This window comes from Glutamicibacter nicotianae (genome assembly GCF_016907615.1).
Classification (GTDB): domain Bacteria; phylum Actinomycetota; class Actinomycetes; order Actinomycetales; family Micrococcaceae; genus Glutamicibacter; species Glutamicibacter nicotianae.
Window position 1 is genome coordinate 3,091,621 of sequence record NZ_JAFBCH010000001.1, and the last position, 18,555, is coordinate 3,110,175.

The 18,555-nt window shown below is 61.6% G+C and carries 18 protein-coding genes; 4 read left to right on the forward strand and 14 right to left on the reverse strand.

All coding sequences use genetic code 11. The features are described from left to right. Positions 1-7: 7 nt before the first annotated feature. Genes JOE62_RS14755 through JOE62_RS14765 form a run of 3 tightly spaced genes read right to left on the reverse strand, consistent with a single transcriptional unit; the run spans position 8 to position 3,546 of the window. Positions 8-976 carry an ABC transporter permease gene (locus JOE62_RS14755; RefSeq protein WP_038990903.1) on the reverse strand — a complete coding sequence of 323 codons (969 nt, stop codon included), beginning with the start codon at positions 974-976 and terminating at the stop codon, positions 8-10. After that, positions 976-2,490, reverse strand: coding sequence for a sugar ABC transporter ATP-binding protein (locus JOE62_RS14760; RefSeq protein ID WP_204722936.1), 1,515 nt, complete (start codon positions 2,488-2,490; stop codon positions 976-978). Before JOE62_RS14760 ends, JOE62_RS14755 begins: the two co-directional genes overlap by 1 nt. A 21-nt stretch (positions 2,491-2,511) precedes the next feature. Continuing rightward, positions 2,512-3,546 (reverse strand): LacI family DNA-binding transcriptional regulator, encoded by a 1,035-nt coding sequence (locus tag JOE62_RS14765; RefSeq protein WP_204722937.1) that lies wholly within the window; start codon positions 3,544-3,546, stop codon positions 2,512-2,514. Positions 3,547-3,784: 238 nt separating this feature from the next. Here JOE62_RS14765 and JOE62_RS14770 point away from each other — a divergent pair, with 238 nt between their 5' ends. Then, the gene (locus tag JOE62_RS14770; RefSeq protein ID WP_204722938.1) at positions 3,785-4,465 is read left to right on the forward strand and encodes an iron dependent repressor, metal binding and dimerization domain protein; all 681 of its coding nucleotides are present in this window, start codon (positions 3,785-3,787) and stop codon (positions 4,463-4,465) included. A gap of 313 nt (positions 4,466-4,778) precedes the next feature. Further along, positions 4,779-5,624, forward strand: a complete 846-nt coding sequence (locus JOE62_RS14775) for an HNH endonuclease family protein (protein WP_239543411.1) — start codon at positions 4,779-4,781, stop codon at positions 5,622-5,624. A gap of 267 nt (positions 5,625-5,891) precedes the next feature. Here the strand turns inward: JOE62_RS14775 and JOE62_RS14780 are convergent, their stop codons facing one another. The 9 genes from JOE62_RS14780 to JOE62_RS14820 all read right to left on the reverse strand — a co-directional run bounded on the left by JOE62_RS14780 (position 5,892) and on the right by JOE62_RS14820 (position 15,064). Further along, positions 5,892-6,620: a GDSL-type esterase/lipase family protein gene (locus tag JOE62_RS14780; RefSeq protein ID WP_204722940.1), complete on the reverse strand. Its 729-nt coding sequence runs from the start codon at positions 6,618-6,620 to the stop codon at positions 5,892-5,894. Positions 6,621-6,850: 230 nt separating this feature from the next. Beyond that, on the reverse strand, positions 6,851-7,726 hold the full coding sequence (locus JOE62_RS14785; RefSeq protein WP_204722941.1) for a metal ABC transporter permease: 876 nt from the start codon (positions 7,724-7,726) through the stop codon (positions 6,851-6,853). Next, complete coding sequence (locus JOE62_RS14790) at positions 7,723-8,478, reverse strand: metal ABC transporter ATP-binding protein (RefSeq protein ID WP_204722942.1); 756 nt, start codon at positions 8,476-8,478, stop codon at positions 7,723-7,725. Before JOE62_RS14790 ends, JOE62_RS14785 begins: the two co-directional genes overlap by 4 nt. After that, complete coding sequence (locus JOE62_RS14795; protein WP_204722943.1) at positions 8,475-9,431, reverse strand: metal ABC transporter substrate-binding protein; 957 nt, start codon at positions 9,429-9,431, stop codon at positions 8,475-8,477. The genes JOE62_RS14790 and JOE62_RS14795 overlap by 4 nt, the downstream gene beginning before the upstream one ends. A gap of 112 nt (positions 9,432-9,543) precedes the next feature. Next, positions 9,544-10,509, reverse strand: coding sequence for a formimidoylglutamase (hutG, locus tag JOE62_RS14800; RefSeq protein WP_204722944.1), 966 nt, complete (start codon positions 10,507-10,509; stop codon positions 9,544-9,546). 78 nt (positions 10,510-10,587) lie between these two features. After that, the gene (locus tag JOE62_RS14805; protein WP_204722945.1) at positions 10,588-12,537 is read right to left on the reverse strand and encodes an SH3 domain-containing protein; all 1,950 of its coding nucleotides are present in this window, start codon (positions 12,535-12,537) and stop codon (positions 10,588-10,590) included. Between the two features lie 146 nt (positions 12,538-12,683). Then, positions 12,684-13,337: a peptidyl-tRNA hydrolase gene (locus JOE62_RS14810; protein WP_204722946.1), complete on the reverse strand. Its 654-nt coding sequence runs from the start codon at positions 13,335-13,337 to the stop codon at positions 12,684-12,686. 69 nt (positions 13,338-13,406) lie between these two features. Then, positions 13,407-13,754: a cupin domain-containing protein gene (locus JOE62_RS14815; RefSeq protein ID WP_204722947.1), complete on the reverse strand. Its 348-nt coding sequence runs from the start codon at positions 13,752-13,754 to the stop codon at positions 13,407-13,409. A gap of 500 nt (positions 13,755-14,254) precedes the next feature. Further along, on the reverse strand, positions 14,255-15,064 hold the full coding sequence (locus tag JOE62_RS14820) for a hypothetical protein (RefSeq protein ID WP_204722948.1): 810 nt from the start codon (positions 15,062-15,064) through the stop codon (positions 14,255-14,257). Positions 15,065-15,567: 503 nt separating this feature from the next. Here JOE62_RS14820 and JOE62_RS14825 point away from each other — a divergent pair. Further along, a complete protein-coding gene (locus JOE62_RS14825) occupies positions 15,568-16,359 on the forward strand; it encodes a MerR family transcriptional regulator (protein WP_204722949.1) in 792 nt (263 codons plus the stop codon). A 47-nt stretch (positions 16,360-16,406) separates the two neighbouring features. Here JOE62_RS14825 and JOE62_RS14830 read toward each other — a convergent pair whose 3' ends face one another. After that, positions 16,407-16,613, reverse strand: a complete 207-nt coding sequence (locus tag JOE62_RS14830; RefSeq protein ID WP_128469195.1) for a helix-turn-helix domain-containing protein — start codon at positions 16,611-16,613, stop codon at positions 16,407-16,409. Between the two features lie 227 nt (positions 16,614-16,840). Between JOE62_RS14830 and JOE62_RS14835 the strand changes: the two genes are divergently transcribed. Further along, positions 16,841-17,323, forward strand: a complete 483-nt coding sequence (locus JOE62_RS14835; protein ID WP_204722950.1) for an Lrp/AsnC family transcriptional regulator — start codon at positions 16,841-16,843, stop codon at positions 17,321-17,323. Positions 17,324-17,397: 74 nt separating this feature from the next. On the opposite strand, the gene JOE62_RS14840 is transcribed toward JOE62_RS14835, so the two are convergent. After that, positions 17,398-18,552, reverse strand: a complete 1,155-nt coding sequence (locus JOE62_RS14840; RefSeq protein ID WP_204722951.1) for an MFS transporter — start codon at positions 18,550-18,552, stop codon at positions 17,398-17,400. Positions 18,553-18,555: the final 3 nt, after the last annotated feature.

The following is an 18,555-nucleotide window of genomic DNA, read 5'->3' on the forward strand; positions in this document are numbered from 1 at the left end:
GGAAAATCTAGTGCTTGACGTTCTTGCGGCGCAGCACGTCGAAGCCGACGGCGATCGCGATCACGGCGCCGATGACTACCTGCTGCCAGAACGCGGAGACCGAGAGCAGGTTCAGGCCGTTGCGGATCACTGCCAGCACCAGCGCACCGATCAGCGTGCCGGAGATGCGGCCGACGCCGCCGGAGAGCGAGGCGCCGCCAATCACCACTGCGGCGATGGCATCCAGCTCGTAGCCGGAGGCCAAGGTCGGCTGGGCCGAGTCCAGGCGTCCGGCCAGGATCATGCCCGACAGCGCGGCGAACACGCCGGAAATCACGAATACGGTGACCAGCACGCGCTTGACCGGGATGCCGGAGAGGCGTGCGGCTTCGGTGTTGCCGCCGACTGCGAAGGCGTTCTTGCCGATGACGGTGCGGTTGAGCACGAAGGCTGCAAGCAGGCCGGAAACCACGAGGATCACGATCGGCATCGGGATCGGGCCGAGGTCATCGCCCAACCAGGATACCGAGGAGCTGGTGGAGATCGGACGGCCGTCGGAGATCACCAAGGTCAGCCCGCGCACCACGGTGAGCATCGCCAGCGAGGCGATGAAGGTGGGCAGCTTGCCGTAGGCGCTCATCGCGCCGGTGACCCAGCCGCACAGCGCGCCCACGGCCAGTCCGATCGGGATGGACAGCCCGTCGGGCAGCCCGGCGGTGGTGATCGCGTAGGAGGAGCCCATCGCCGAGAGCGCGGCCACAGAGCCGACGGACAGGTCGATGCCGGCAGCGACGATCACGAAGGTCATGCCGAAGGCCATCACCGCGATGGTGGAGACCTGGATGCCGATGTTCAGCAGGTTCGGCCCGGTCAAGAAGCGCGGGGTGGCGATGAACAGGGCCAGGCACAGGATGACCAGGCCCACCAAGGCTCCGTTATTGGCAAGGAATGCCTTGAAGTCGAACCCCTTCTTCGGGGCTGTAGCTACGCTGCTCATTACTTGGTTCCTATTTCTTCTTCGCGGTGCACATTGCTGACGGCCAGGGACATGATGGCGTCCTGGGTGGCTTCTTCGGTAGCCAGTTCCCCGGCGATGCGTCCCTGGCTCATCACCAGGACGCGGTCGGACATGCCCAGCACTTCGGGCAGTTCGCTGGAGGCCATCAAGACGCAGCCTCCGGAGGCGGTGATCTCATTGATCAGTTCATAGATTTCGACCTTCGCGCCCACGTCCACGCCGCGGGTCGGCTCGTCGAGCAGCAGCACCTTGGCTCCTGCGGTGAACCAGCGGCCGAAGACCGCCTTCTGCTGGTTGCCTCCCGAGAGCGAGCGGATGGGCTGGTCGATGCTGCCCATGCGGATGCGCAGGCGTTCGGCGACCTGCTGCGCGCGGGCATTCTGGCCCTTGCGGTCGACCAGGCCGCTCTTGGCGGTGGAAGCCATCGTGGCGTAGCCGATGTTCTCGGCCACCGAGGCATCCAGCACCAGGCCCTGGGTCTTGCGGTCCTCGGGCACATGGCCGATGCCGGCGCGGGTGGCTGCCGCGACGTCGAAGCTGGCCAGCTTCTTGCCGTTCACCGCCACGCTGCCGCTGGAGTACTTGTCCGCTCCGGCGATCGCGCGGATCAGCTCGGTGCGCCCGGCACCCATCAGGCCGGCCAGGGCCACTACTTCGCCGGGGCGGACCTCCAGCGAGATGTCCTTGAGCATGCCGTCGGACAGGTTCTTCACGCTCAGCAGCGGCTGCTCTCCCGGCTCGGTGGCCACGCGCGGGAATTGGGCGTCGATGTCGCGGCCGACCATGAGCCTGACCAGTTCGTTCTCCTCGGTGTCGGCCGGGACGGTGGCGATGAACTTGCCATCGCGCAGCACGTTCACGAAGTCGCCGATTTCGGCGATCTCATCGAGGTGGTGGCTGATGAACACCATGCCGACTCCCTGCGCCTTCAACGTGTTGACCACCGAGAACAGGTGCGCAATTTCAGATTTGGTCAAGGCCGCGGTGGGCTCGTCGAGGATCAGCACGCGGGCGTCCAGGCTCAGGGCCTTGGCGATTTCCACCAGCTGCTGCTGGGCCAGGCCCAGCTCGCCCACCGGCGTATCCACATCCAGCTTCAGCCCGAGCTTGTCCATCGCGTCGCGGGCGATCTGGCGCATGGCGCGGCGGTTGATGATGCCGAACTTGCGCGGCACGCGGCCCAGGGTGATGTTCTCGGCAATGGTCATCGACGGCACCAGGTTCAGTTCCTGGTGGATGGTAGCGATGCCCAGGGCTTCGGAGGCCTTGGTGTTGGGGATCTTCACGGCCTTGCCGTCCATCAGGATCTGGCCGGCATCCGGCTCGTGCACGCCGGCGATCATCTTGATCAGCGTGGACTTGCCTGCGCCGTTCTCGCCGAGCAGCACGGAGACCTTGCCCGCGTGCACCTCGACTGTGACCTCGTCGATCACCTGTACCGGGCCGAAGGACTTGCAGACCTTGTCCAGGACCAGCAGAGCGTCATTACCCATTCTCGTTCCTTCCATCCTCACCTATGCGCCGGTGGCTGCTTGCGTTGGGGCCAGCGACTCACGAGCGGTGAATCGGCTGATGAATTCTTGGGGTTGCGGGCTCTTGCCGGCCATCACTTCCTGCAGCGCGGTGACCGCGGCGCGGCCCATGCTGGTCAGGTCGTGGCTGATCGTGGCAATCGGTGGATCGTGCATGAGCATCGCGTCCACCTCGTCGAAGGCGATCACCGAAAGCTGCTTTCCAACCCGAATGCCGGCTTCGCGCCACACGGTTAGTGCGCCAATGGCCATCGGCGCATCGGCGATGACCACCGCAGTTGGCTGCAGTTCATGCTCCAGCAGCCAGCGGGCGCCATCCGCGCCGGAGGCGGCACGGAAGTCGCCGGCGAAATGCAGGGCGGGATTGATGCTCAAGCCGTTGGCCGCCATCGCCGAATCGAAGGCGCTGTGGCGTTCGCGAGCGGTGGAGGCGTGATCCGGGCCGCCGAGGAAGGCGATGCTGGTGTGGCCCAGGTGCTTCAGCTGGGCGATGACTTCTTCCAGGGCGCCGGTGCTGGAGGCGGTGATCGATGGGATGCGCTGCTCTGGAAGGGTCCGGTCCACGAAGACCAGGGGGGTTCCCGAGGCGATGATGCGCTGCATCATCGGGCTGGGCCGGTCGGCATCTTCGTCGAGGCCCTGGGGCACGACAATCAGACCGTCGACGCGGCGCGAGAGCATCGCTGCGAGGAATTGGTCCTGCTGCTCGGTGTCCTCGTTGGCGTTGCCGATGAAGGTCATCATTCCCGCGGCGTGCGCCTGCTGCTCGACAGCGTGGGCAAGGTCGGAGAAGTAGGGGTTGCGCACATCGGAGATCAGTAGCGCGATGGTGTCGGTTTTGGTGGAGCGCAGGGAGCGGGCCTGGGCGTTGGGAACGAATCCCAGTTCCTTGGCAACGGCTGCCACCTTTTCCCGGGAAGCTGCCGAGGTGGCGGGGTGGCCTGAGAGCACCCGCGAGGCAGTGGCGGAGGATACTCCGGCTGCAAGTGCCACATCTTTGATGGTGACAGCGTTCATGGCGATAAGCCCCTTTGCTTATTGTGCAATCGATTCCATGGAATCGATTACACAGTTTTCCTCACAAAGAAAATTAAGTCAATACACTGCACTGGCCTACCAATAATCCCTACCCAGAGACTATATTTTTCAAGTTGGTGACTAGTTGCTTTTAGTTGCCTCGTGGTTTCAAAGCAAAACCTCCCATAACCAAAGTCACTTCGAGCCAGCAGGCGCGGCGGTCGCTAAGATAGTGTTTGTGTCGGTCAACCAGCTTTCAGATAGCGCGCAGAATTACCTCAAGATCATTTTCGGCCTGACCGAGTGGTCCAGCGATCCGGTCACCACGAGCATCATTGCCAGCAAGTCGGGAATGAAGCTCTCCACGGTGTCCGGCGCCTTGAGCAAATTGCGCCAGCAGGGCCTGCTCGACCATGCGCCCTATGGAGCCGTGACGCTCACCGAGCTGGGACGCGAGTATGCGCTGACCATGGTCCGCCGCCACCGCCTGATCGAAACTTTCCTTGTGCAGATGCTGGGCTACCGCTGGGACCAGGTGCATGAAGAGGCCGAGAGCCTGGAACATGCCGTCTCCGACTTCATGATCGAACGCATCGACAGCCTGCTCGAGCACCCCACCCGCGATCCGCATGGCGACCCCATCCCGACCGCCGAAGGCCGCATTTCCATTCCGCAGGCTTTCAATTTGAGCGAAGCCGTCGATGACGCCCGGGTGGAGGTCGAGCGCATTGCCGATGATGATTCGCAGCTGTTGCAGTATTTCTCCGATCATCGGATCGTTGTCGGCGCACGTCTGCAGGTAACGCCCGGAGAGCAGTTCTCCGAGACGGTGAATGTCCAGGTCTGCGCGACTGGGGAAACCTTGCGCTTAGGATCGCGTGCGGCTGCCGCGGTGTGGGTCTCGCGTTCCTCCGAGTAGCCTTTTTACGCCCCATGCCATCTAGTCATTGACCTGGCGGCATCGTCACCTTTCAGCACCAACAGATAATTTGTCCGTTTCATGGAATACAGTGTTGACTAGCCCGGGATACTGCAATGTACAAGTTTTACATGGGGGGTGCATTGCAGCATTCTTGGCCATCCATCACTTCGCGTTTCATGTGAAAGACTCCGCCTTGCCTAGAAAACTTTTCGCTGCGCTCTGCGCCGCAGTATTGGTGCTTGCTTGCTGCAGCGCACCGGCAGATCCTCCTGCTCTTCAGAACAATCAAATCGCACAGGCCGACAACCTGTTGTCAGCAGACCAGCCGTTGCAGGTGGAACGGGTTGCCACCAGCAGCAAGAAGGTCAAGCCCGGGGCGAAGCTCAATGGCCCCAAAGCCACCGCAATGCTGGCGACCCTGCCGGTGAAGGGCAAGGCGGCCGTCACTGGATACAACCGGAACAAGAAATTCGGCAATGGCTGGAAGGACTTCGACAAGGACAAGTGCGACGAGCGCCAGGACACATTGTCCCGGGACATGTCCAAGGTGAAGTTCAAGGACCGCAAGAAGTGCACCGTGGCTTCGGGCACCTTGCATGACAGCTACACCGGCAAGAAGATCAACTGGAAGGTCAAGTCAGGCAGCGTCGACATCGACCACGTGGTCTCCCTGAAGAACGCGTGGATCTCCGGCGGCCAGAAGCTGTCGCAGGCCCAGCGCCAGGCCCTGGCCAATGACCCGCTGAACTTGATGGCGTCCAGCGCCTCGGCAAATCGCCAGAAGGGCGACAAGAACACCGCCGAATGGCTCCCGAAGAACAAGTCCTTCCGGTGCCAGTATGTGGCAACCCAGATCAGCGTCAAGAAGAAGTACGCGCTGTCGGTGACCAAAGCCGAGAAGAATGCCATGTCCAAGGTGCTGAAGACGTGCCGCAACCAGAAGGCCGCGAAGGTCACCCCGATCAAGCCTGCCGGGTCCAAGCCCAAGGCCTCGCCGAAGAAGGACGCAAAGAAGGCTCCTTCCGTGGTCAAGGGCACCGTGCATCCTGGCGCCTACTGCAAGAAGTCGGATCAGGGAAAGCGCGGCAAGTCCAAGGCCGGCAAGTACTACACCTGCAAAACCGATGCCAACGGCAAACTGCGCTGGCGGATTTAGCTGCCGTCTGCCGGTTCTCACCTAGCCCGCACATTCAGCAGCACTCGCGCAGGCCCCATGGGTGGATTCACGTCCACGCGTGGGGCCTTCTGCAGTTCTCCCACGCCCGGCCCGCCAGCGCCTTGCGCCGCTGCGCTCCGCTCAGCCGGCCAATTCCCCGAGGTCGATGCGGTGCGCCAGTGCCGGAAAATTTCCCTGGCTGTATCCGGTGCTGGTCGGGTGGAGGTTAAAGGGGTCGACCGGGTTGGCCGGATTGAAGTAGATCCACTACTCCCTCGCCCCGACCCCGTGGTTGTTGAATGCCCCGAGCACCGGAACGAATTTGGCACTGGTGCCGCGGGTGGCCGCGCGAATCTCCCGGTTCAGCTCATCGCCCAGGCGGTTCAGCATCCGGGCATGTGCGGCACTGATCAGCGGCTGGTCGCCGGTGGACGAGGTGAACAGGCGTGGATATCCGGCTACCAGGATGGTTGCCGGGCTCAGCAAGTCGATTCGTTCCAGGGTCCGGTGGACCCGTGGTTCGACGGACCCGATGGCCGCCGCCAAGGCGGCTGTCGCCTGGTCGCAGCCAGAGTCACTGCCTTGTGTGCTGCACGCGGCTACTGCTTGCCCCCGGGGAAGGTCGTTGCCGCCCAGGGTCAGCGTCACCAGGTCGGCGGTGGACAGCGGGACGGCCAGCGCGGCGGCCGCCATCCCCACCTGTTCGGCGGTGAACCCGGCGCAGGCCGCGTTGATGCCCAGGTCCACCCCGGGCAGCGCCGCAATCTGGCTGACATGGGAGGGGCCGGTGGTTTGCAGGCAGCCGGGCAGCGGCCCGGGCACGATGGCCCCCGATCCGAAGCCTGCCGAACAGGAATCACCCAGGTTCACATAGCTGATGCTCCCTTCCGGGTCCGCCTGCGCGGCGGCCGGTGCCAGCCAGGCCGCGCAGGCAGCGGTGATCACAGCGTAAATGCGAGTTCTTGCCTTGCCAGTCATCGGAATGTCACTTGTCACGAACCGTTCGCGAGGGATTGCCCTCGCTTGGCACCCGGTTCCCCGGATGGACGGTCCGGCGGGCGCAAGGACCGCCGCATCGTGACTGCCGTTCCCAATACCGCGGCACCCGGCTGCCTGTCACGCGGACCTTGGCAGCACTGCACGGACGCGCGTCAGGATCCTGCGCGCGTGGCTCTCAACCTACGCCCGCGCCTGCGGGTCGGGAAGGAGTGCTGGCCAGCCGCCGCTCAGCGGCTGGCGGCCAGCGCTTTGCGCCGTCCCTTGCGGGCCAGGCGGGTGGCGATCAGCCCCTGCTTCGGGCTGAAGAGATAGGCGATTGCGAAGATCATTGCCTGGGCCAGCACCACCATTCCACCGGTTGATGCATCGAGGTAATAGCTCACGTAGACGCCCAGGATTCCGGCACAGGTTGCCAGTACCGGTGCAATAACCAGCATCTTCCCGAAACGGTCAGTCAGCAGGTAGGCCGTGGCGCCGGGAATGATCAGCATGGCGACGATCAGGATGACGCCCACGGCCTGCAGCGCCACCACGGAGGTCATGGCCAACAGCCCCAGGAGCACGGCACCGATCAGCCGCGGGTTCATTCCCAAGGCATGCGCGTGCGTCTGGTCGAAGGCATAGAGCGTGAAGTCCTTGCGCTTGAGCACCAGGATCGCGAACGTGATCGCGCTAAGCAGCAGAACCTGCCACAGGTCGCTGCCCGAGACTCCCAACAGGTTGCCGAATATGATGTGGTTCAGATCCACATGGCTCGGGGTGACCGAGATCAGCACCAGCCCGATGGAGAAGAGCGTGGTGAAGACGATGCCGATGGCCGCATCTTCCTTGAGCTTCGTCGTGTCGCGCACTCCCCCGATCAATGCCACCGCGAGGAATCCGAAGACCAGAGCGCCCAGGGCAAAGGGAGCGCCGGCGATGTAGGCCAGCACGACCCCGGGCAGGACGGCATGCGAGACCGCGTCGCCCATCAGCGACCAGCCGATGAGCACCAGCCAGCAGGACAGCACCGCACACAGGGCAGCGGCGATGATGGTCACCAGCAGGGCGCGCACCATGAAGGTGTACCCCAAGGGCTCGGCCAGCAATTCAATGAGGTTCATTCCCCGCCTCGTTTCATCGGATCCAGGCCAAAGGCCAGGGCCAGGTTCTCCGCTTGGAGCACCACGTCCGGATGTCCGTGCATCAGGACCTTGCGCATCAGCAGCACCGCTTCATCGGCCAGTTCCGGCAGCGCATGCAGGTCGTGGGTGGAGATCAGCACGCTGCCGCCGTCATCGGCTACCTCTCGCAAGAGCTTGGTGATAGTCGCTTCGCTGCGCTTGTCCACGCCGGCAAAAGGCTCATCGAGCAGCATGATGCTGGCGCCCTGGGCGATGCACCGGGCCACGAATGCGCGTTTCTTCTGCCCTCCGGAGAGCTGGCCGATTTGCCGATCTGCGAAGCTGGCCAGCTCCACCCGTTCGAGCGCCTCGTCCACGGCAGCATGGTCCTGCTTCTTGGCGCGTCTGGTCCACCCCATCTGTCCGTAGCGTCCGGTCATCACGACCTCGCGCACCGAGATCGGGAAGCTCCAATCCACCGCTTCGCTCTGCGGCACGTAGGCCAGCTGGCCGCTTTTCCGCGCTTGCAGCGGGTCGGTGCCGTTGATGCGCACGCTGCCGGTGTCGGGCTTGACCTGCCCCATGATGGTCTTGAACAGCGTCGACTTGCCCGAGCCGTTCATCCCGACCAATCCGCAGACCCGGCCGCGGCCCAGCTGCAATGAGGCGTGGTCCAGGGCCAGCACGGGGCCGTAGTGGACGGTCGCGCCCGACACGTCGATGGCCAGGGCGGTGCCAGGCTTCCCGTTCATGGTGTTTCGCCTTTCAAAGCACGGGCAATGGTTCTGGTGTCATGCGTGATCAGGTCCAGGTAGCTGGGCACCGGACCGCCGGGTTCGGACAGCGAATCCACATAGAGTGTTCCGCCGTAGGCGGCATCGGTGGATTCCACGACTCGTTGCATGGCCGCATCGGAGACCGTGGATTCGCAGAAGACCGCGGGAACATCGTTGTCCCTGACATAGTCGATGGCCGCGGCGACCTTGCGCGGCGTGGCCTGTGATTCCGCGTTGACCGCCCACAGGTACTTTTCGGCCATGTTGGCATCGCGCGCCAGGTAGCTGAAGGCTCCCTCGCAGGTCACCAGCACACGCTGGCGTTGGGGGATTTCCTCCAGCGCCGCCTCGAGCTCATCATGCACATCTTGAAGCTTGGCCTGGTAGGCCCTGGCGTTCTCCCGATAGCTGGACGCATTGGCCGGATCCAGTTCGCTGAAGGCCTCTGCGATGCGGTCCACATAGATCTTGACGTTCAGCGGGCTCATCCAGGCATGCGGGTTGGGCTTTCCGGCCCCTTCTTCCTGGACGATATCGATCGGCTTGATCCCCCGGCTGGCGGTGGCGTGCGGGGCGTCATTGTCCTCGACGAATTGCTGGAACCAGGCTTCGAGGTTCAAGCCGTTATCGAGGATGAGGTCGGCATGCGAGGCGCGGCGCAAGTCATCCGGGGTCGGCTCGTATCCGTGGATCTCTGCGCCGAGTCGGGTAATTGATTCGACGCGCAAATGCTTGCCCGCGACGTTCTGGGCGATGTCCTGCAGGACCGTGAAGGTTGTCAGCACCACCGGCCGGTCGTCCGGGCTGGCTGCGGGCTCAATGCTGGACTTGGACGCGCAGCCAGCGAGGGCGATCAGGCAGGACAGAACAGCGGCCAGAAACCCTACGCGTTGCCCCGCCCCTGATCGTCGTTTCGCCGTTTGCACCATTGCACACCATTCCGCTTCTCGAACTGGCGATTAGTTCGCCCCTCTCAATCATAATGTTCGAGGGGTCGAATATTGCAAGTTCGCGTCGGCAGATTTCGCTGTGGGTGCTGTCTCAGACCCCCAGCAGGGTATTGACCAGACGGGCGGCAGTGCGTGCGGTACGCCCGTCAATATCCAATCCCGGGTTCAGTTCCACCACGTCAATCAATGCCAATTTGCCGCTGCCCGCCAGCATTGCGCAAAGCCCGTGGATCACTTCCAGGGGCACCCCGAAACCGGCAGGGGCACTGACCCCCGGAGCCACCGCCGCAGGCAGCACATCGAGATCGATGGTCAGATACAGCTTGTCGATGCCAGCCAGGAAGTCCTCGACGAATTCCAGGACGGCAGGTAATTGACCTGCCGTGCACTGCTCGTCAAGCAGGTAGCGCACCCCCAAGCTGTGGGCCCGTTCGAAGAGCACCGTTGTGTTGTTCGGCTTGCTGATTCCCACTACCGCGTAGTTGAAATTGCGCCCTTCGGCCTGCAGATCCCGGGCGATATCCAAGAACGGCGTGCCGCTGCTCCGGCGCGGTGCGCTGCGCAAATCGAAATGCGCGTCAAGGTTCAAGATGCCCAGCCGGGTTCCCGGCTCGTCCCAGAAATGCTCGAACAGCCCGGTGAATGAACCGTAGGCTGTTTCGTGGCCGCCGCCGAGCACCACTGGCAGCATTTCTCCAGCGAGCAAGGCGCTCACCGACTGCGCCAGTCGCTTTTGCCCCGATTCGAGCTCGTCACCCAGCACCTCGATATCGCCGGCATCTACCAGCGGGCGCGGCTGGTGAATGGCCAGCGAGCCCAGGGCGGCGCGCAGCGCCTGCGGTCCCTGGGCGGCACCGACTCGGCCTTTGTTGCGCAGCACGCCCGCATCAGAGGCGAAGCCGAGCAACGCCGCGGGCTTACGACCATCGGGGGTGCCAGCAGGCTGGCGGTTCACCTGCTGGTGCCATCTCAAATGCTGCTCGCCGGCACCGTCATTGCGTCCGGTCCAGATAGCAGGTGCCCGGTCAACCGCCAGTTGCGGCTCGAAATTCTCCATGCTTCCAGCTGACCAGATGCGCCCCGAGCGCGCCATGCCTTCTGCGGTTCTCCGTCTGAAACACCGGACAGAAGATGTTTATCGGGTACTCAGCGCACTGTAGTCCAGCGGCCCTTTCGTGGCCGCATTGCCGTAGACCTCAACATGGATGTGATCCATGTGCCGGGTGGTGTCATTCCAGTTGCCGGTGAACTGGTTTCCGTACTTCCCGGAATCGGAATACGGGGTCCAGCCAGTGGTGGGAAGCCAGATCCGGTCCTGCCAGATCAGGTAGTAGATCCCCAGCTGGATTCGGTTGTCCAGCAGGAACTGGGCCAATTTATCGCCTTGTGCGACGCGCGCCTGGTTCTTGTAGTCTCGGATCATCAGGTCCACGGCCTTTCCGGAGCTGTGCCCGGAAGAACCGCTTCGAATGGTGTGGATAGCGCTGACCGTATCGCCGGTTCTCCCCTTCAGCGCTGCAATGACCCGTTGCGCGTCGGGTTGCAAGACGCCCGGCTGGCTCTCGGAGAGGTAGGTTTCCCTGACCCAACCGCGTCCTTGAGTCGCGGAGACTTCGGCCCAGCCGGCTTCGCTGCGCAGATAGCTGACCTTCTGCCCGGCCGGCAGCACGGCTTTGCTCAGGTGGCTGACTCCCGCGCCGGCCCTGAGATTGACGTTGGCAGTGGTCCAGCGGTATTTGGTCGTCGGGGCCGGTCGCGGCGCTTGGGGTTTGCGGGTTGCCAGATAGCCATTGCTGATCCATCCGGTGCCCTTCGTTGTTGATACGCGTGACCAGCCGTTTGCCGTTCCCAGGATGCTGACCTGCTGCCCCTTGGAGATAACCGCGAGCGATTTATAGCCGGTGGAGTACCCGGAGCGTAGGTGCACGTTGGCAGTCGTCCAGCGCTTGGCAGCTTTCAGCGGCGTGTAGGCATTGTCCACCAGTGCGCTGGATGGAACCCACCCAGTTGTCTTGGCGGTTTTCACCCTCGCCCAGCCGTTCGATGTTCCGTGCAGGGTGAGCTTGGATCCGGCTGCCACGGTCCCCAGGGATTTGGCGGTACCCGAAGCGTTGGCGCGCACGGCCGTGCTGGACAGGATCCAGCGTGGTGCCGGGTTGGTGGGCTTATAGGCGGTGCTGGACAGGATGGCGGTTGGCACCCAGCCGATGCCACGGGTGGACTTGATCTGGGACCAGGATCCCCTGGTTGTGTACAAGCCGACTTTTTCGCCCGGCGCGAGGCGTCCAAGGGAAGCCGAGGAGCTGTGATTCGATCGGCGCAGGACGCTGCTGCTGACTAGCCAACGGTTCCCTATCGTCTTTTGGGTTGCTACAGGCTGGGTAGACAGTTGCTTGGCAGGGAGCCATCCGCGTTTCCCGGCGGTAACTACATAGCTCCACGAGCCAGAGGTGCGCAGCCACTCGACTTTGGCTCCCGCCGGAACACTTGCCACGCGTGCCGCTTTGGCCGAGGTGGACTTCCGCAAGACCTGGGCAGTTTTCGAATACCGGTACACGGGTGCCGGCAGTGAGCTGGACAGCTGGCTTGTAGGCACGAAACCGGTGACCTCTCCGATCTTGATCCGGCTCCACGATCCAATTGCGCCAAGACGCTGCACCTTGGCTTTGCGCATGGCTCCGGCCAAGGCCGGAGAGACGGACGACGCCTTCTTGCGGACCGGCTGGAAGGAAAGCAGATAGCGGGTGGCTGAGCTCTTGGGCTTCGCCGGCGCTGCGGGCGAGGTCAGATACTTCGCCGAGACCCAGCCGGACTTCATCTTGTAGGTAGTTTGCACCCATCCCGAGGAACTCCCGGAGACGAGAACCTTGGCGCCCTTTGGAATGACCAGCAGCGACGCGGAGTGGACCGATGGCGCTGTGCGCAGATTCAGGTTGGCAGAAGTCAGCTTGGCGACCCCCGCAGGAGCTGCAGCAAGCTGGGCAACGCCGGCCGGAGCCTGCATCGATGCGCTGGCACCAGCTGCGGTGCCAAAAGCCAGGAGCAGGGTCAGCAGCAGGCCCAGGACGCGATTCGAATATTTCAATGAGGGTGCTTTCGAGCAAGGGCAAACTGCCGTTTCCTGCGGTCAGCAGAAGCGCAAGGCATTCCGCTGTCGACGGCGATATTGCGATCGCCAAGAAAATTAATGACACAACAAGAGTGATTTCACCCTGCTGTAATTCGAAGAAACTAGCTCGCCTTGGACATGACGAATGCCGTGACGGATCCCGGCTCGATTTCGGTTCGTCCTGCGTCATGGATGACCGGCCCGGCGGCCTGCTTAGACAATTGCTCGAAATCCTTGCGCGGCAGGTGCCTGATGCCTACCGGCGCATGGGATTGAAGCCACGCTTCCACAGATTTCGCAGGGGCCTCGGTCAGCCATGCGAACAGCGCGTGCGCCGCCTGCGCGGCTGCCTTGCCGGTGGACATGTCCAAGGACTTGTTCAACACGATGTTGATCTCCGCGTTCAAAACCTCGTCGGCCTTTGGCAGTTGCGTGCCGGAGACCTGGAGCTTGGCGATCAGCTTCGGCAAGTCGGCGGCCGGCAATGGTGGCAGCCCGACAGCTTGCGCCTTGCCCACTTCGCTGACCATTTGCTCGGGGAACATCTCCAGCACCTTGGCGAACATCTTTGGATTGGCCCGGCGCACCGACTTGGCGAATGCCTGCGAAGCCCACTGCTGCCAATCCGGGTTCTGCGGATTTTGCAGGTAGGCAATCACGGCTGCGCGTGCCACCGCCGAGAGGCCCTCATCCTCGCTCGACGGATCCTCCTTGTCGATTCGCAGGATGATGGGCTGTACCAATTCCCCGGGGTCGCGATCGCGCAGTTCAGTCATGGCTTTATTCTATGGCGAATGAGAGAACCGAATTTTCGGACTGCAAAGCTTCAGCTTGCAACTTTAATACTATGCGCTGAGGAAGGTCACCGTAATGCGCGCCGGGATCTGCGCGTACACCGCGTGAAGGACGTTGGCTTCAACGAAGATGCTACCCCCAACAGCCAACGGGAACTTGCGTCCTTCCACCGTGAACTCGATTTCCCCTTCAATGACAGAAACGATGATCGGGGTGCGCGCTACGTGCTCTTTCAGCTCAACATTTGAGTCGAAAGCTATCTCCGTAATCTGCGCTTTCTCGCCGGCAAAAATTCTCTTGGCTGAATACTTGCCTGGCTTGATTGGGTTGCGCTCGGCATTGCCCGCCGCTGACAACGAAATCAGCTCAAATTGTCCGTCCATAATATCTTCAGTCAAGGCAATTCCCGCCTTCCGGTGCTTTTGAATCCACGTCGAATTAACTACCAGCATGCTCTTTTTTCGCTTCAGGAGCCAACTGTCTCGTGAAACTTGCCACCCCTTGCTTTAATGCCCGTCTCGTCGACAGCCGCAAGTAGAAGCAACGCGTTCATCTCGACAAAGTGATATCCATCCGGGGACCGTGACGTGCCGGGTTCTACCAAGATCGAAGCCTGAATCAAGACGCTGTTCGCGTTCTCGCACTGCAGAGTCTCACACCTTGGTTCGCAGTATAGAGATTCTCGCCCTGGCTACGGAGGCTGCCGTCGGGATGTGTGCTGCCAACGCAACTGCAGCGCGCGACCCGCATCGCACCTCGGTCTTGTTCTTGGTGTGCGTAACAAATTTCAATACTTCGCTAGCGCCAGTACCCCGTCATGGTTCGCACAAGGCTGCCTTACCGACGGATCACATCACCCAATTATTCATCGACCGCACCGTCAATGGCAGAGATTTTCCTAGCGTCGCCGAACTTTGCGCACGATCAGCAGCACGAAGCTGGTCAGCATGGCAGTGGCCAAACTGACCAGAAGCGGAGTCTGCCACGGAACGTCCAGGACGCTTCCGGCGAATTTTTTCCAGAAGGAACCAATGGCATCCCAGCCTGTTGCCTTCGATTCGATAACTCGAGCGGTGCTTTCCACGACGGCCGGCATGACCCATTGGATCGCCAGCGCGAATACCCACATCAGCAGGTTCAATATTCGCAAGAATCCGACGAAGCCCAATATGAGGCCGAGGATCAGCGGCCCGGCATACCAGAGGTAGACATAGTACGACTGGGCGCCGGCGACGAGCGACGCGATGATCTGCAGCCAATAGCTGACGCCCACCGTAAGCGTCGCGTAGAAAAGCACTGCAATGGGCAGCCGCAATTTGGTTGCCATGAAGTACCAGACTTGGCTGACCAGCAGCAGACCCCCGAATACCCAAAGATGTCGAATCGATGCCGCGGAGAGTTCCCCGCCCACGAGCCCAGGCTCCAACGCGTGAAGGCCCTGGAACCCGAGCCCCAAGAGTCCCAGGACCATGCCCACGGATGTCACAACGGTGAACGCTGTACGCCCATACCCAATGCGCCGGGCAAACCAGCTGCCCCAGAAGGTTATGACGGAGAAAACTACCAACAGCCCTTGGGCGTCGTCGCTGGCATGCGGGAGAATCGACCGGTCTTCTTCCCCAATCCACAACCACGGCAACACCACGATCGCAGTGATCAGCAATCCAGCGACCAATTGCATCCACCAGTTGTGCCAGATGCGTCTCATTGAACCCACTCTTACTCCTCAGTGTTCCTACGCGCTCATTGTTCCAGAGCCAGCGCGGAGCATCGCGAATCCCGGCAGGCGTTTCCCCCAAGTTGCTCCAGACAGCAGACTCCCGCACCGGGAACTGTGCCGGGAACGCCAGATGGCCCGTGCGCATTCCACCGAACTGGAATGCCCACGAGCCATCTGGACTACTGCTTTCACCGTGCCTTGGCGTGGGTGGCCACTGCTCCTGGAATGCGTAAATGCAGGTGGTTTACGTCATCAGGCGGTCTTCGTCGAATTCGGCGGTAACCCGTTCAACTTTCTCTACTCTCAGTGAACAACACATAGATCACCGTGTGCAACAGGCAAGCATGCAATTAGTCAATATGATCAACTGGACAAGAAATATATCGCGATTATTCGCCAATCTGCCCTGAGAGCTGAATCACAAGAATCAGTTTGAACCTGCCAGCAAAGCACTTGACCTTGACGTATCGTCAACCAGTAGCGTGGTAGCCATGAACGATTCAACTGGCCGTCGGAAACAAGTCCGCCACTCGATCGCACAGGTCTCGAAATCCGCTGGAGTCAGCAGCCGCACTTTGCGGCACTACGACCAGATCGGCTTGCTGGAGCCTGATCACGTGGCCGCCAACGGGTATCGCTTCTATACCGACAGACAGCTGGTCCGGCTCCAGCGGATTCTCTTGCTGAAGCAGTTGGGCATGAAGCTGGAAACCATCGCTGAAATCCTGGACGAGCAACGCAATGAGTTAGCCGCGCTGCGCACCCACAAGGAACAGCTCCACAGACAACGTGAGGCGCTGGACCGGCAAATCGCGGCCCTGGATCACAGCATTTCAACACTAATTACAGGAGGAGCAATGGAACCAGAAAAGAGCTTTGACGGCTTCAACGAGCAGTACAAGCACGAGGTATCCGAACGCTGGGGCGCCGACGCCTACGAAACATCGAATCGCTGGTGGCGCTCCAAATCAGGAGACGAGCAAAGCGCATTCATGGAAGAAGTCAAAATGATAAACCAGGCCTGGATCGAGGCGGGCAAGAATTCCGTCCCAGCAGGCAGCGTCGAAGCCCAGGAACTAGCCGCTCGCCATGTGCGCTGGCTTCAGAGCACCAAGGGTACCCCGCTGGATTCCGGTGATCCGGCCCAGCGCAAGGCATTTATCTGCAATCTCGGCGAGATGTATGTGGCTGATCCGCGGTTTGCGAAGAACTACGGCGGTTATGCGGAACTCGTTCGCGACGCGTTGCAGATCTTTGCCGAACGCACTATCCAGCTCGACTAGCCTGAGGCTGTTCCCGATGCGCTCGGGAACAGCCGCGGCCAGCGCGGTCAGCTTTGGGTTTCGTTCGCAATATCCTCGCGGGCCTGCGCGTACCGTTCCTGAATGTAGTTCTCCAAGGCGACGCGTTCCACTCGCCACATCCCGCGCCCGCCTATTTGAATGGCCGGCAGCTCGCCGCTTTTCACCAGAGCGCGAACCTGCGGCAGCTTCACATTCAGTTCCTCTGCCACGTCTTCCAACCGCAAAAACCTCATATCAACAGGTTACTGTTATTAGCGGCCATTTGATCCCAGCTTGCTGAATTTGTGGATTAAAGATGGCATTCCGCCCGGCCGTTCTCCCTATTGGCCGCAGTAGCCGAGTCGCGCGCAACACTATCAGCCAATCCGCGCAATACATTTGGGATCCACTGGTCATATTGACTAAAGTCTAGGTTGGCACTTACGCACGCGCAACACAACCTGTCTCAGGAGACCACCACATGAATTCGGATACGTATCAGCTCGATGAAACCGACCGGCGTATCCTTCTGGCACTCGATGCAGATCCGCGCGTACCCATCATGATGCTGGCCCAGCAGCTGGGACTTGCCCGCGGCACCGTGCAGACGCGTTTGGAACGACTGGCTCATTCAGGTGCCCTGCGTCCGAACACCTCGCGAATCCTTCCAGCGGCCATGGGCCGAGGCGTCAGCGCTTTCGTGAGCGCCGAGTTGAACCAGGCCAGCTTGAATGAGGCCATCGTCGCGCTGCGCCAGATCCCTGAAGTTCTCGAGTGCGTCGCTCCTGCCGGCGATACCGACCTCTTGATTCGCGTGGCCGCGACCGACCCGGATGACCTCTACCGTGTCAGCGAAGAGATCCGCTTGTGCCCGGGCATAACCCGCACTTCGACCTCGATGATCCTGCGCGATGTCATCCCGTTCCGCACCACCGAGCTGCTCAAGAAGCTGAGCAAGGACTGATTCCAAGCGAGTAACGGGCAGAATCGCCAATACCGTTGCCGGCACCGAAAGGTCGCCGGCAACGGCGTTTGTTTTTATGAGCTGGATGGCACTTCCTGGAGCTTGGCAGCGGGCAGGTATTTCGCCGAGCGGAGCACCTGCAGCATTGACAGCACGCAGAGCACAGCAAGCATCGAGATGAATAACGCCGGGTGCGCGACCGTCCGCCAGAGTGCAAAGAATGTCGGGAAAGTGAAACCGATGAAACAGCACATGTAGAACCTGCCGGTGAGCTTGCCAACGTCCGCGCTGCCGGCAAGATCCAGGACCTGGCTCAGCCCGGCAACCAGCAAGATGCCATTGGCAGAACCGGCCACGGCGAAGGCAATGATTCCCAGAATTTCTGAACCGCTGAGCGACACCGCGATCATCAACAGCAGCGCCGCCAGCGAGGTAGCCAGCCCAGCCATGATCAGCCTGATCTTGCCCAGGTCGTTGAATCTTTTGACGAATGGCTGGATCACTGTGCCCATGCCCATGGTGACCGCGACTGCCAAGGTGGTGTAGAACAGGCTGGACTCGCCCGCACCACTGCTCAGCGCGGGGACTACCGCAAAGCCTGTCGCTGCCATGCCGAAGACCCATGGGGCTGCGGGCAGGACAACACGGTAGAACCGCTGGAGGTTTGCCGGGGTGGTCGCTTCACCCCGCGAACTGCGCCGTGCTGGTTCAAGCGCAGGAGCTTCACGGGTTGTGAACATCAGCAGCAGCCAGGCGAAAGCGGTGGCGGCATGAACGATATACGCCAGTTCCGGACTACCGCTGGCTCCGACGATGGCCCCTGAAATGACCGGGCCAAGGGCGAATCCCATCGATGTGCACAGCGCGGCGCGCGTTGCACCGGCGGCGCCGGGACTGAGCAATTTCACCCAGCTGGTGATGGCGACCATGGCCAAGCCCATGCCGAAGCCGGTGAAGATACGGCCCGCATAGAGGCCGGACTCCTGAAGCGATCCGAACATGAGCCCGAAGGATCCTAGAATCGAGCAGGCCAAGGCAAGCAGCGAAAAAGGCTTGCGTCCATATCTGTCGGCCCAGGGACCGCCGAATGCCAAGGCAGGGATCATGCCTGCCAGGTAGCTGCCCATGACCAGCATCGCCTCGAACTCGCTAAGTTCGCGGAATTGCTGATACCAGCTGATCAGCGAAACGTACTGGTTGGCGCACCATCCGGTAAGCACCAGGCACACGCC